Here is a 13,024-nt window from a genome sequence, read left to right on the forward strand (position 1 = left end):
TTTCCTTTGCTCTACCTTGGCCCCGGCGCATCTGCGTTGGGGCTTTTTATTTAGACTAATAATTAAGTTTCTAACGTTTCTTTGCCATTTTGCGAAGAATTTCAGAAACTCAATTTTTCCATGCGATACCTCTTGCTACTGGTTTGCTGCTGCTGCGCCTTTGTGACGGACAAACCCGCCTATCTGCTCTACAATCAAAAACTTAAGCCCACTTCATACCAGAAATTACTAAAAGAAGCTTCTGGGGCTGATATTGTCTTTTTTGGCGAATTACACAACAATCCCATTTGCCATTGGCTCGAACTGCAAATGGCGAAAGACCTGCACAGCGCCAAAAAACAGAACCTGATTTACGGCGCGGAGATGTTCGAAACTGATAACCAGGCGGCCTTGGACGATTATTTATCCGGTAAATCCGATGCCGGTCAGTTTAAGAAAGACGCCCGTTTGTGGAATAACTACAATACGGATTACAAGCCTATTGTCGAATTTGCCAAGAGAGAACGCATTCCTTTCATTGCGACCAATATCCCGCGCCGATACGCTAGCGCTGTGGCCCGCAAAGGGCTGGCTTCGCTCGATACGTTGTCAGCTACTGATAAAGCGTTTATTGCCCCGCTCCCGCTGACGGTTAATTTGGAATTGCCCGGTTACAAAGCCATGCTGGACATGATGAAAGACCACGGCGGCACGGGTCCAACAGGGACCAACAGCTCCGAAACTGCCGCTAACTTCGCCCGCGCTCAAGCCATCAAAGATGCGACCATGGCCGACCGCATCCTGAAAGCCTGGACTCCCGGCAAAACCCTGCTGCACTTCAACGGCGATTATCACTCGAAAAACTTCGAAGGAATTGTCTGGTATTTAAAGCAGAAAAATCCGGCTCTGAAGATTGTCACGCTTTCTTCCATTGAATTGGTGGACATTACTAAACCCGATAAATCCAATGAAAATCTAGCCGATTTTATCTTGTCTATCCCGGCGGATATGACCAAAACGTATTAATTGAACAGCGCCGAGGTTGGCATAAGCTCCTTACCTTGGCCACTATCACGGGTTGGCCAGCCGCTTTCTTCCCCACCAATTCTGCACCATCGATACGACCAGTAGTAATCCGATCAGACAGATGACCACCAGAAAGGCAAACATGGGATTAAAGTGAATGGCCAGCAGTTTATCCGCCCAGGTAACAAATAGAATGGCCAACAGGGACAAGGCCAGTACGGCTTTGTCCAATACTGCCAGTAAGCTGTTGGTAAGGATATTGCCGTAAATCAACAAAAAACCAATTGTTGCCGGAATAACCGTCAGCGGTGCGTTGTAGCGAGCCGTAACCGTAGCGATTAAGGCCAACCCAATGGTGGCTACTGGTAGCCACTGGTTAGGAAATAACTGGTTCGTACGAGGTGGTTGGTTTTCCCGCTCGCCTTCGGGCAAAATAAAGACTTTCAGCGTGTTCCACTCGTAGAGCAACACGAGCACATTCAACAGCACAAAAACCGCATCGACATACGGCGTGCCCTGCCAGCGCTGCGAAATGGTTACGGCCAGAATACTTATATTGACGGGCATCAGCATGACCAGACCGAGCAGGCTATACCGCTGGGAAAGAATCAAGGCCCCCGTCATTACCTGCGAGAAGGCGATAAAAATGGCAAAGTCCCGCAGGCCATAAGGAGCCAGATCATTGATGAGATCGGGCGGGCCGATGAGCTGCCCGAACTTACCACCCGTCAGTTTACACAAACCAGAGGATAGGAAAATATAGCCTAAAAACAGGCGTGTCAGCAGGGCGTAAAAGTCTTTGCGGGGCATAACCAACAAGTTTTTACAAAATTTTCATTTTTATCGACCAAGCGCTACTTAAAATCCATGAGTGGTCAACTTTGGCAATGTTCTAAACTTTAGTAAAGTTTGCACCATGCTTCGCGACCGCCGCCTTCTGTTGATTTATACGATTGTTCTGATTGACGTTATTGTCGGTTCCGCCATCGCTCCGATTCTACCCGATTTTGTGAAAGGCCTGGAGAAGCCACAAATCTGGCTGGCGGTAGGAACCGCCCTGTTCCTGGGGATGCAGTTGTTTTCGGCCCCTTTAGTCGGGAAATTATCCGACAGCCTGGGTCGTTTGCCTATTTTCCGATCCTCGGCGATCGGGACTTTTCTGGCCAATGTGCTATTGCTTCCCGTGCGGTCATGGGGCTTCTTTGGCAACCGGGTTAGTGATGGCATCACCAATGGTATGTACGCGACTGTTCGCTCTGCCATTACCGATATTTCGCCCAAAGACCAGCTGTTCCGCAACATGGGCATCGAAGGCACGATTGTGTCACTGGGCTTTGTTTTGGGGCCTATGACATCGGGGCTGCTCCTAACCACTTTTGACGCTACCGGAGCCGATCAGGCCGCGCTTGTCGTCCAGATGGCAGTAATTCTATCGGGCCTGAATATTCTGCTTACTTTTTTGCTGAAAGAAACTCACACCAACCGCGCAGTGCTGGATAAAGAACAGCTACGCCGGGAAGTGATAAGCTCTTTAAATGTCACCACACTCTGGAAGCGGTTGAAAGAGAAGGACCGGGCTAAACCTGGCTTGCTCATTCTGGTTGTGATGCAGAATTTTCTGATGATGGCCCAGGGCTATTACAACTACTTTGTCACTTTTGCCAGCCTTGGTTCCCTGAAGCTGGATGCCCGGGGGCTGTCCTATTATTTCATGTTTTTCGGGATATTGAGCTTGTTCATCAACTTCATTTTTTATACTTACCTTGTTCAGCGCATCAACCAACGACGCTGGGCGATTACGTTCGCTCTGACGGGCGTTCTGATTCACATCGCCTACGCAAATGTCGGCACTTCACTGGTTTGGCTTTACTCGGTTACGGTAATCGACTGCCTGACTATTTCGCTTATCTGGGGTTTGCTGGAAGGCTTACTGGCGCACCTGACTTCGGAAGAAGACCGGGGCGAAATTTTCGGCATTAATCAGGCTTTAAACGGCTTGGCCAGCTTTTTCACAACGGTTGTTTTCGGCGTATTATCCTTAATCGATTTGCGACTTCCTTTCTATTGGTTTGCCGTTTGTATGGGAATGGTTAGCTGGCTGGCCTGGACCCGTTTTGGCAATAAAAGCAAGCCCCATGCTGTCTGAAAAAGAGACCACACGCCTGAGCAAAGTGTTAAGCCTGATTTTGCGGCACAGACCGGCCTTTGCCGATATTACGCTGGATGCCAATGGCTGGGCCGACGTACCTCTCCTGCTGCGTAATCTACAGGAGAAAGGTTACCGAATTGATTTTGACATCTTAAAACACATCGTCGCGACCAACAGCAAACAGCGTTTCTCGCTCTCCGAGGATTTAGGCCGCATTCGGGCCAACCAGGGCCATTCGGTTGTGATTGATCTGGACTTACAGGCCGCCGAACCTCCCCACGTACTTTACCACGGTACGGCGGCGCGGTTCATGAAAACGATCCAGCACGAAGGCCTCAAAAAAATGGGTCGCCACCACGTTCATCTTAGCCGGGATGTGGAAACGGCCCGCGCTGTGGGCACCCGCCATGGCGTACCGGTTATCCTGGAAGTAGCCGCCAGCCGGATGCACCAGGATGGCTACCCGTTCTTTATTTCAGCTAATGGTGTATGGCTCACTGATCGCGTTCCGGCCAAATACCTCCGCAAATTAGCTTTCTAACCACGCCCTTAATTCCTCAACTGACAGGCGGCGTTTCTTCCCAATTTATCCCTAACTTTCATCCAACACCGACCCATCTTGCGTCGTTATATTGGTATAAGACGAAGCACACGCATCATGCAGGATATAGAACCTTTTTACAACTGGGAAAAATACTACGTAGCCGCCGATGATCCGAATTCCCCGTTCTACGGCCAGGAGTATAATATAACCCAGTATACCAATACCATTTATGGTTATTACATTCATCCACTTTGGGACGAAATAGGCTCCGAAACCTTATACGTCAAGATTCTTTTTGCCGATTATGAACGACAGTTTGTAATTATTGAGCTGTTTGGTGAGTGGAATGATACGCTCCACAACGACATTATGTATCTGAAGCGGCAGGTTATTGATCCCCTCGTGGACAAGTCCATCAATAAATTCATTATCATCGGCGAAAACATCCTGAACTTCCACGGCTCCGACGACAGCTATTACGAAGAATGGTTTGAGGATGTAGAAGATGGCTGGATTGCCGCGGTCAACTTCCGGGATTTTGTGGAACGCGAATGGAAACGTTACCGCCTGGATTACTACATGAACTTTGGCGGGACGCTGGACGAAATTGATAGCTGGCGTACTATGAAACCGCTGCCTCTGTTCGATCTGGTTAATAGTTTAATTGTAAGGCGTTTAGGGTAAAAATCCTGCCCAAGACGCCCGATTCGAAGCAAGCAAGCCAAAACCTTTTCTACCAGCGTCGGTTATTAATAGTACAACGTAATTGAACAACCCTTATGAATTCGAACGTATTTCACGATAGTCGGGAAGCGGGTCTGATGGATCCTTCCCACGCTGATGATAAATTTGGTATGGACCAGGCTGAAACCAATATGGTTAAACTGGTAGACGGTAAGCTGGTTTCAACAGCCAACACAGAAAGCATTGCTCCTGATTCTTTGCAGGATCATTATACCAATGACGAAGAACAAGGCTTGAATACGCCAGAAAGAATGGCTCACGACCGCATGGATGCAAAAAGTGAATTTAATCTGGCCTCGCAAGCTGACGTACCGGAAAATCAGGACCCAACTAGCGAGATGATTCCGCCATCAATTCCAGATCCAAACAATCCTGTACCGGCTGCACCGGAGACTCCAACGCCTCCTACACCAGGTCCAGTAAGCCCTGAAATCCCTGAATTACCATCGACACCCCAGCCGGCAAATCCCGAAATTACGGATCCAACCCAGCCGGGACGGTCACACGAAGTAAATAACTCTTAAGCTATAAGCGACATGGAAGAAAATCCTAAAGACAAGGCTCAGCCGGAGGAAACTTCGTCGCAAACGTCTAATCACGCTCAGATGCAGGCAGGCCCTAAAACGGATTCTGGCAACGCTGACGAAGGAATGGTTGATGGCCCAGCAACGGGTCCCTCAGCCCGCCCTTACGATGTCAGTGAAAACGACGATGATTCATACCAAGCCACGGAACGCCCGGAGGAAGCCCAGGAAATGGCTTCTCAGCCCCGGGAATCAATGGATGAAAGCTCCGTGAAAAAGCAGCCAATGCAGGAAAGCACGCCGAACGATTCTCCATCGGACGCTAAATCGACGGATCAACTGGATTTGAAATACAACGATCCAGAGGCTGCTCGCCAGGATGTTATTTGAGTTTAATTAACTTAGATTTATCTGTGAATAGGTGTAAACAGCGAACCTGTTTACACTATCAATAATTTATCATTCTTCAAAAACCGGATTCACAGTCCGGTTTTTTTTATGGATTAAAGGACACTATATATTTTATAAAATTTTTAAAAAGCCTATCTTTCGCTTAGAAATCCTTACCTAATTCCTATGTGCGACAAGCCAATGCCTTCTTCAAAATCTCTTTCTGACGAACCATCAACTCCGCGTCCAACGACCTCCCAATCAGTTGCCCGACGTAACTTTTTAAAGACACTGGGTCTTACGGCAGCAGCGTCCGCCACGGTACCGTCGGTCCTGGCGGGAAGCCACGAAGCGCCGGTATATCTCAACCTAATTCGGAGCCACAACAGCACGGCAGCCAATGAACGCATTCGCCTGGCCCTAATCGGAACGGGTGGAATGGGAATCGGCGATGCCCAAACGGCACTCATGTTTGAGAACGTTGAGCTGGTAGCTGCCTGTGACTTATACGATGGCCGCCTGCGCCGCGCCAAAGAGCTCTGGGGCGATCAGTTGATGACAACCCGAGACTACCGGCAGGTCATCGAACGCTCTGACGTTGACGCCATCATCAACGGTACGACCGACCACTGGCACGAAAAAATCTCAACGGATGCCATGCGGAAAGGCAAGCACGTTTACTGCGAAAAGCCGATGGTTCAGAAGTTTGAAGATGGCCACACCCTGATTAAAGTTGCCAAAGAAACAGGCAAAATTTTTCAGGTTGGTAGCCAGTTTGCCAGTTCCATTATTGTTGCCAAAGCCCGTGAACTGCTCAAAGCCGGTGAGATTGGCGAACTCGTTTTTGCTGAAGCGCAGTATGACCGCCACAGTGCGATGGGCGCCTGGCAATATTCCATTCCGCCGGATGCTTCGCCACAAACGGTTGACTGGGATACTTACCTAGGCAGTGCTCCGAAACGTTCGTGGGACCCGCTGCGTTTCTTCCGCTGGCGGAACTACCAGGATTACGGCACGGGGGTAGCTGGCGATTTATACGTCCACCTGCTAACATCCCTGCATACAATTACGGGTTCCAAAGGCCCAAACCGCATCATATCGAGCGGTGGCCTGCGTTATTGGAAAGACGGACGCGACGTACCTGATATTCACCTGGCGATTTACGATTATCCCAAAACGGCGGAACATCCGGAATTTAACCTCACTACGCGCTCCAACTTCGTAGACGGCGGCGGCGGTGGCTACCTCGTGCGCCTGGTAGGAACTGAAGGTGACTTATCGCTGGGCATGGACTCCCTGGTGATGCACAAAAACAAATTCCCGAAAGCGCCGGGTCTGTCGATTGACAATTTCCCCAAAGATCAGAAAGAAGCGTATTTGACGGAATACAATAAAAAATACCCCAATCTACCCGAAATGGAAGCGCCCCGGGAATACGTATTTAAAATGCCAAAAGATTACAAAGGCGACCGATACGAACACTTCCGGAATTTCTTCACGTCGATTCGCGAAAATAAACCAAGTGTAGAAGATGCTACTTTCGGCTTACGTGCCTGTGGCCCAACGCAGTGTGGAAATATTAGCCTCTTCAAAAAACAGGTTGTTAATTGGGATCCAGTTAACATGAAAATTATAAATGTCACCTAGACGGTTCTGAAAATCATGAAGAAAGCACCCTTATTTTCCTTGCTTTTTGCTGGCGCAATTACCCTGTGCGCTTTCAATATGAAACCCGGCAAATGGATTTCCCTTTTTGACGGCAAAACGACTAAAGGCTGGCATAGTTACCTGAAAAACGAAGCGGTTGGCTGGAACATCGAAGATGGTACTCTGACGCCCGATGGCACAGGTGGCGATTTGGTGACCGATCGTGAATTCGAAAACTTTGAGTTTGACTTTGAATTCAAGGTTCCAAAAGGAAGTAACAGTGGCGTGGTTTATAAGGTGATTGAATCACCGGACAATAAGTCCACTCACATGTCTGGTCCTGAATATCAGATTATTGACGACAAAGGATACGGTACTGGCGAAAAAGTTATTCAACTAAAAGACAGCCAGTTAACGGGTTCAAATTATGATATGCAACCGCCTTCCGACCCAACAGCTGTTAAACCCGCCGGTGAATGGAACAAAGGACGGATTGTTGTCAACAACGACCACGTTGAGCATTACGTTAATGGCAAAAAAGTAGTTGAATACCATTACGGAGGAGAAGCCTGGAAGGCACAACTAGCTAAAAGTAAGTTTACCCAGATGGCTTACGCTACGCCTCACGCTAAAGGGAAAATTGCTTTACAAAGTCATAATCCAAAAGAAAAAGTGTGGTACCGGAATCTTCGTATACGAGAATTGTAAGATCATTTGTTTAGCCAATACTCTATATAAGCAGCCTCCTTCATGCGAAGGAGGCTTTTTTTATGATCTATTTTAGCTAAATAGCTGTTACTAAACCTTTTTTTTGGCGTCTTACATAAAGGATATATATTTGCTTATACAAGCATTATTAGCTATAAATTTAAGCCAATACACCATGAAAAATCTGTTTACATCATCAAAAAGGACGCGCTGGCGCCGTTTAGCTGTACTGGGTTTGGGATTATTTGCCACAACTACCGCTTCGGCCCAATGCCTCAACCCGAGCACCGCCGACCAGCCTGTTGAATTTCAAATCACGTTCGACAAAGCTACTAATCGCGTCACGGCCTGGTACATACCTTCCGTTTCGTCAACGCACCGACTTGTTACGGCTCAATTTAGCATTGTTGCGCCAAATGGCTATACCCCGCCCCAGAGCGGCTCCAGCCGTGATTCCGGTTTCCAGATTACGAACATTAACGGTAGCTGGAGCGATTTTGTATTTGATAATGAGATGTTTAGTAACCGAGGTAAAAATTCTCTTGCTTCGCTGGACAACCTGGTCGTGCACCAATTTGGTATGGCGCCTCAGGCTGTTGATGTAGGCCAGGTAACGGCTGGGCAGCCCGTGCCGCTTTTCTCCTTCCCGGCAGGGGATCAGGCGGGCGAGCTTCGGATTGTGAAGGCTAACGAGCCAGTCCAAAAAGAAATTCGGCAGTTTTACGGAAGCAATATCGGCAATTCAATTTCTATCCAGTCGCCTGTTTCAGCCAATTCAAAAGCAGCCGAACGTTATTGCCGTAATCACGAGCAAAACCTGATCAGTTTCGTCAAACCCAAGGCAGTTGATAATCTTTCGCTGGCGGGTAAATTATCTGGGGGTAAAGTTACCCAGACAGTAGGTCTGGCAGAAGGCACCACCGACCAGGAAATCCTTTCAGTAACCCCCAATCCGGCAACCAGTGAGATTGAGGTGAAATACCGCATTTTAATTCCGGGTCAAACCAATGTTACGCTAGTTGATTTGCAGGGTAAACAAATACAGGAAATTGTTCCGGAAAAACACCACGAAATTGGGCTTTACAAAGTAAAGACAACCCTTACTCCGAATCATTCCGCGGGCATGCACATGCTGATACTTAAAGGCGAAAACCTACAGAAAGCCACTAAGTTGATGATTCAGAAGTAAAATACTCACAATCGGTTTCCAGCCCCGCACATCGGTATATGTGCGGGGGTTTTTGCTTTTTAGGCTGACGCATTCCCAAATCCAGCCATGAAAGCTTTTCTTCTTTTTCTCTTTGTATCCTTCCCTTTTCTGGGGTTTTCGCAAACGAAGCCGGAACCCGTTAATCAGGCGATGAGCCGAACAGTGCGGGCATTTTTACAAACCCTCACCCCTGAGCAGCGGCAACAGGTAAGTTTTAATTTTGAGGATGAAGAACGCTTTAACTGGTTTTTTGTGCCTCGGCAGCGCAAAGGACTTACCCTCAAAAAAATGACGGAGTCGCAACAACAGGCGGCCATGGCCATTCTCAAAACAGCCCTCAGCGATCAGGGTTACGCGAAAGCAACGGCCATTATAGATCTGGAAAATGTGCTACGTGTCATCGAAAAACGGGGTCCAGATGATAACTACCGCGATCCAACTAATTATTATTTCAGCGTTTTTGGGGAGCCGCTGGAAAAAGAATCCGACCAGAGCAAACCCTGGGGATGGCGCATGGAAGGACATCATCTGTCGTTTCAATTCTCATCCATCACCAACCAGGTGCTTGGCATGACGCCGACTTTTATGGGCAGTAATCCGGGCGTGGTGCGGGCTGATGTTCCGCAGAAAGGCAAGTATATTTTAAAATCCGAAACGGAGCTGGCTTATGCGCTCATCAAGGCGTTATCGAAAGAACAATTGACGAAGGCCGTTATCTCGGAGAATTGTCCTAACGACATTTTTACGGGCAATAGCCGCAAAGCTTCACTGGCAAAAATAGAAGGATTGCCCCTGGCAGAAATGACCAGCGCCCAGCAAAAACTGTTCATGGATTTGCTGAATACGTATCTCAACAATTACCACGTTACCCTGAAAAATCAGCAACTAGATAAACTAAAAAAGGCAGGGTTATCCAAAATTGCCTTTGCCTGGGCAGGGGACCGCGACCCCGAGTACGGGATCGCCCAGCCAGGTCCTGGCAAAGGACAGTATTACCGCATCCACGGCCCAACCATTCTGATTGAATACGATAATTCGCAAAATAACGCCAACCACATTCATACGGTCGTGCGTGATTTAACGAATGATTTTGGGGAAGATTTGCTCATGGAGCATTACCGTTCGCAGCACGCGGGCAAAAAATAGCCTGTTCGGCTAGAAATCCACTTTTCTCCGTGCTTCCTTCACATCGCCCCGGCGTTTTTTTTCGGCCTTTCGCTCTACCTGCGACGCTTTAGTCGGTTTTGTAGCCTTGCGGGGCTTAGGTTTCTCAAAGGCTTTCCGAATCAGATCGTAAAATTTCCGTGTGACTTTGTCGCGGTTAGCCAGTTGGGTGCGCTCTGTCTGGTGATAGAGCACTAACACGCCTTCTGTGGTGAGCTTATGGGCTAGCTTTTCGAGGAGAATTGCTTTTTCTTCTTCTGTCAGCAAAGCAGAATTGAGCACATCGAAATACAACTCCGCTTTGGTTGCCACCTTATTAACATTTTGCCCACCCTTGCCCCCGCTACGGGCAAATTGAAACTGAAGCTCAGAATATAATTTAGTTGGATCCATTGTGTTGCAATAACTCGGTCAATGCTGTGTGGGTGGCTTCAAACCAGATGACCCGGCCCAAACTTTCAATAGTTTTTTCCACCAATCCATAAACAAACCTTCGTCAGGCCTGTTCTGAAACATACAATACAAAGCTACAAACTCAGGACTAAACATCCTGCTATTCAACTAAACCATCATGGTCATCAACAGAAAATAGATACAAAGTGCCTCAACGATTGGGCGACTTCTCTGAACGATTTCAGCCGAGTAAGGACAAATAAGTCATCTATTTCTGAGTAATGATCTGCTAGATAAACAACCTTATGGCAAGTACACAAACGCAAATAAGCCTAATTAATTCAACTGTAGAGACCTTTAATGGTAATGTCACCTCTGTTTCAGCCCAGGACGGTATTTCACTGATTGATAACTGGGTGGCAGCCTTACACAGCGGTGATGAGTCTACCAATCCGATTGCCAACACACTAAGTGAGCTTAAAATGCAACTACAGGCGGGCAATCCAAACAGCGAACAAATCGATGTGCTGTTGCAAGAGCTGGCTGACCAGACCGAACAGATTGCGCCTTCAGCCGACGAAAGTGTAACACCCCACCTGCGAGAACTGGCTCAGTCACTGCGTGGTTTTAGCGACCTTATTGCAGGCCGCAGCAAACCCGATTTTGAAGGCAGCAAAGGGCAAATCTTTACTGGAACGCATACTGGCAGTGCTACAGGCAACGCAGGTGCTCCGGAGATGGGCCGTAAAGATGGCAGTCCTGGTGATACGAATGAGGCAGCACCCGGTTCTGGAACAACCGATAATAACTCCCAAACCGGCACACCAAACCCCGGTACTGACATGCGTGTTCCCGGTAACTCAACGCGGGAAGGCGGTAGTGAAAGTTAATAGTATTGTTCATTAATTATATCTCATTATGGCATCTAATGCATTGACGCAAAGCGCTCTTAATGAAACTCGGCATACCCTGCAAGGCAAAAACGCTTCGGAAGTATCGTCCCGCGATGGAGCAATTCTGGTTGAAGACTGGCTAAAGGTTCTAAAAGACTTTCCCCAGACGGAGTCCGTTAGGCATAATCTGGAAAGTTTGCAGGGCTTGCTCCAAACTGAGAACCCCTCTTCCGATGAGCTAAAATACCTGCTTAATAATCTGGCAGACCAGACAGCCTTGTTATCGCAGGGGATTGAAAGCACGTGGACCAACCAACTGGAAGAAATTGTAATTGTCTTACGGCAATTTAGCAACCAACTATAAAGGGTAAGCCTTATGGAAAACCAACCAACAAATGAACTCATCGACGCAACCGTTTCGTCTTTGAACGACGGTGGAGTAACAAGCCTTGTTCCAACAGACGGGCAATCATTGATTAGTAATTGGCTACGAGTGCTTGGCGATTCGCCGCAAACGCAGCAGATAAAAATTTCGCTGGAAGAACTGAAAAGCCAGCTGGAAAGCGGCTATCCGGATCCTACTACCGTCCGGGCTATTTTGCTGGATTTAGCGGAACAGACCGACGTTGTTACCAACAACGCCGATCCGGAAGTTCGTGATCAGTTGCGTCCGCTGGTTGATGCGATCCAGCAATTTGGCAATGCACTTTAAGCCTTGTTCTTGAGTGCATCTGCTTATTTCTAGCTACCCTAAATTCATTCCATTATGGCAACCCTTTCAGATACAAGCGACTTACTGGACACGACCATTGACGCCCTTAGCAGCGATGACCCTTCTGAGTTAGCAAATAATGGCACTCCCCTACTCGACCAGTGGATAACCGTTTTGCAGGAAAGCGAAAACACGCATGAACTAGCCGGGAAATTACAGGAGCTCAAGCAGGCCGTTAGCCAACCTTCGCCCCAGTCAGAAGGCGTTCAGGCGCTGCTCAACGACATTGCCGACCAGCTAACCGAGTTCAGTGCAGAAACCGGCTCTGAAGGAGAAATGCCCTCTCAGCTTCAAAGTCTGGCGGCAGCTCTGCGTAATATTGGAAATCCAAACAACCCGTAAAGAAACCCCTGTTAACACAAAAAAGGCATCCGGTAAATGCCAGATGCCTTTGGGGTACTACTTTTCAATTAACCCTTCAGCGTATTAGCGGGAGGTTGTTTTCGCACCTTTTTTCTTCTCTGCCGGAGCCGGAGCAGCCGCTGAAGCAGCTTCTTTTGCCGCTACGACTTCACCTGTCAGGTTCAGCACAACCGTTGAGCGCTCAGCGTTGCTGGTCACGGTTACTGTTTTGCTGAAGTTGCCCATCGCGGCAGCATTGTACGTAGCTTTCACGATTCCTTTCTGGCCTGGCAATACCGCACTCTTTGTCCAATCAGGTGTTGTACAACCGCAAGATGCTTGTGCATTAGAAATAACGACCGGGTCAGTACCCGTATTTGTAAATTCGAAGGTATAAGTAGCAGGCTTGCCTTGGTCCACTTTACCAAAATTGTGAGTTTCTTTCTCGAATTTGAGAACACCTTTTTGGGCAAACGCGCCTGTCGTAATTGCAAAAATAACTACGATAAGTGAAAAAACTTTTTTCATTGGTTCTGGAA

17 protein-coding genes are annotated in these 13,024 nt (G+C 47.9%); 14 read left to right on the forward strand and 3 right to left on the reverse strand.

Annotation, left to right across the window (positions count from 1 at the left end; genetic code table 11):
* The first annotated feature begins 120 nt into the window (after positions 1-120).
* Entirely contained in the window at positions 121-1,005 is an 885-nt protein-coding gene (locus L0Y31_RS01015) for a ChaN family lipoprotein (RefSeq protein ID WP_234735207.1), read from the forward strand.
* A gap of 45 nt (positions 1,006-1,050) precedes the next feature.
* Here L0Y31_RS01015 and L0Y31_RS01020 read toward each other — a convergent pair whose 3' ends face one another.
* Positions 1,051-1,815 carry a DoxX family membrane protein gene (locus L0Y31_RS01020; RefSeq protein ID WP_234735208.1) on the reverse strand — a complete coding sequence of 255 codons (765 nt, stop codon included), beginning with the start codon at positions 1,813-1,815 and terminating at the stop codon, positions 1,051-1,053.
* 106 nt (positions 1,816-1,921) lie between these two features.
* Between L0Y31_RS01020 and L0Y31_RS01025 the strand changes: the two genes are divergently transcribed.
* The 9 genes from L0Y31_RS01025 to L0Y31_RS01065 all read left to right on the forward strand — a co-directional run bounded on the left by L0Y31_RS01025 (position 1,922) and on the right by L0Y31_RS01065 (position 10,067).
* Positions 1,922-3,151, forward strand: coding sequence for an MFS transporter (locus L0Y31_RS01025; RefSeq protein ID WP_234735209.1), 1,230 nt, complete (start codon positions 1,922-1,924; stop codon positions 3,149-3,151).
* Positions 3,141-3,695, forward strand: coding sequence for an RNA 2'-phosphotransferase (locus L0Y31_RS01030; protein WP_234735210.1), 555 nt, complete (start codon positions 3,141-3,143; stop codon positions 3,693-3,695). Before L0Y31_RS01025 ends, L0Y31_RS01030 begins: the two co-directional genes overlap by 11 nt.
* Before the next feature lie 117 nt (positions 3,696-3,812).
* Complete coding sequence (locus L0Y31_RS01035) at positions 3,813-4,382, forward strand: hypothetical protein (RefSeq protein ID WP_234735211.1); 570 nt, start codon at positions 3,813-3,815, stop codon at positions 4,380-4,382.
* A gap of 95 nt (positions 4,383-4,477) precedes the next feature.
* Complete coding sequence (locus L0Y31_RS01040) at positions 4,478-4,966, forward strand: hypothetical protein (protein WP_234737219.1); 489 nt, start codon at positions 4,478-4,480, stop codon at positions 4,964-4,966.
* A gap of 12 nt (positions 4,967-4,978) precedes the next feature.
* Complete coding sequence (locus tag L0Y31_RS01045) at positions 4,979-5,356, forward strand: hypothetical protein (protein WP_234735212.1); 378 nt, start codon at positions 4,979-4,981, stop codon at positions 5,354-5,356.
* Between the two features lie 201 nt (positions 5,357-5,557).
* Entirely contained in the window at positions 5,558-7,003 is a 1,446-nt protein-coding gene (locus L0Y31_RS01050) for a Gfo/Idh/MocA family protein (RefSeq protein ID WP_234735213.1), read from the forward strand.
* Between the two features lie 15 nt (positions 7,004-7,018).
* A complete protein-coding gene (locus tag L0Y31_RS01055) occupies positions 7,019-7,711 on the forward strand; it encodes a 3-keto-disaccharide hydrolase (RefSeq protein ID WP_234735214.1) in 693 nt (230 codons plus the stop codon).
* 175 nt (positions 7,712-7,886) lie between these two features.
* Positions 7,887-8,900 carry a T9SS type A sorting domain-containing protein gene (locus L0Y31_RS01060; protein WP_234735215.1) on the forward strand — a complete coding sequence of 338 codons (1,014 nt, stop codon included), beginning with the start codon at positions 7,887-7,889 and terminating at the stop codon, positions 8,898-8,900.
* An 87-nt stretch (positions 8,901-8,987) separates the two neighbouring features.
* Positions 8,988-10,067, forward strand: a complete 1,080-nt coding sequence (locus L0Y31_RS01065) for a DUF3500 domain-containing protein (protein ID WP_310587125.1) — start codon at positions 8,988-8,990, stop codon at positions 10,065-10,067.
* 9 nt (positions 10,068-10,076) lie between these two features.
* Here L0Y31_RS01065 and arfB read toward each other — a convergent pair whose 3' ends face one another.
* The gene (gene arfB / locus L0Y31_RS01070; RefSeq protein ID WP_234735216.1) at positions 10,077-10,478 is read right to left on the reverse strand and encodes an alternative ribosome rescue aminoacyl-tRNA hydrolase ArfB; all 402 of its coding nucleotides are present in this window, start codon (positions 10,476-10,478) and stop codon (positions 10,077-10,079) included.
* Positions 10,479-10,783: 305 nt separating this feature from the next.
* Here arfB and L0Y31_RS01075 point away from each other — a divergent pair, with 305 nt between their 5' ends.
* The 4 genes from L0Y31_RS01075 to L0Y31_RS01090 are packed head-to-tail and all read left to right on the forward strand — an operon-like array spanning position 10,784 to position 12,485.
* Positions 10,784-11,368 (forward strand): hypothetical protein, encoded by a 585-nt coding sequence (locus L0Y31_RS01075; protein WP_234735217.1) that lies wholly within the window; start codon positions 10,784-10,786, stop codon positions 11,366-11,368.
* Positions 11,369-11,396: 28 nt separating this feature from the next.
* Positions 11,397-11,735 (forward strand): hypothetical protein, encoded by a 339-nt coding sequence (locus L0Y31_RS01080; RefSeq protein WP_234735218.1) that lies wholly within the window; start codon positions 11,397-11,399, stop codon positions 11,733-11,735.
* A 12-nt stretch (positions 11,736-11,747) separates the two neighbouring features.
* Positions 11,748-12,083, forward strand: coding sequence for a hypothetical protein (locus L0Y31_RS01085; RefSeq protein WP_234735219.1), 336 nt, complete (start codon positions 11,748-11,750; stop codon positions 12,081-12,083).
* A 54-nt stretch (positions 12,084-12,137) separates the two neighbouring features.
* Positions 12,138-12,485: a hypothetical protein gene (locus L0Y31_RS01090; RefSeq protein WP_234735220.1), complete on the forward strand. Its 348-nt coding sequence runs from the start codon at positions 12,138-12,140 to the stop codon at positions 12,483-12,485.
* Between the two features lie 84 nt (positions 12,486-12,569).
* On the opposite strand, the gene L0Y31_RS01095 is transcribed toward L0Y31_RS01090, so the two are convergent.
* Positions 12,570-13,013, reverse strand: coding sequence for a DUF1573 domain-containing protein (locus tag L0Y31_RS01095; RefSeq protein WP_234735221.1), 444 nt, complete (start codon positions 13,011-13,013; stop codon positions 12,570-12,572).
* Positions 13,014-13,024 lie beyond the last annotated feature (11 nt).

The sequence above is a fragment of the Tellurirhabdus bombi genome, from assembly GCF_021484805.1.
GTDB classification, from domain to species: Bacteria; Bacteroidota; Bacteroidia; order Cytophagales; family Spirosomataceae; genus Tellurirhabdus; species Tellurirhabdus bombi.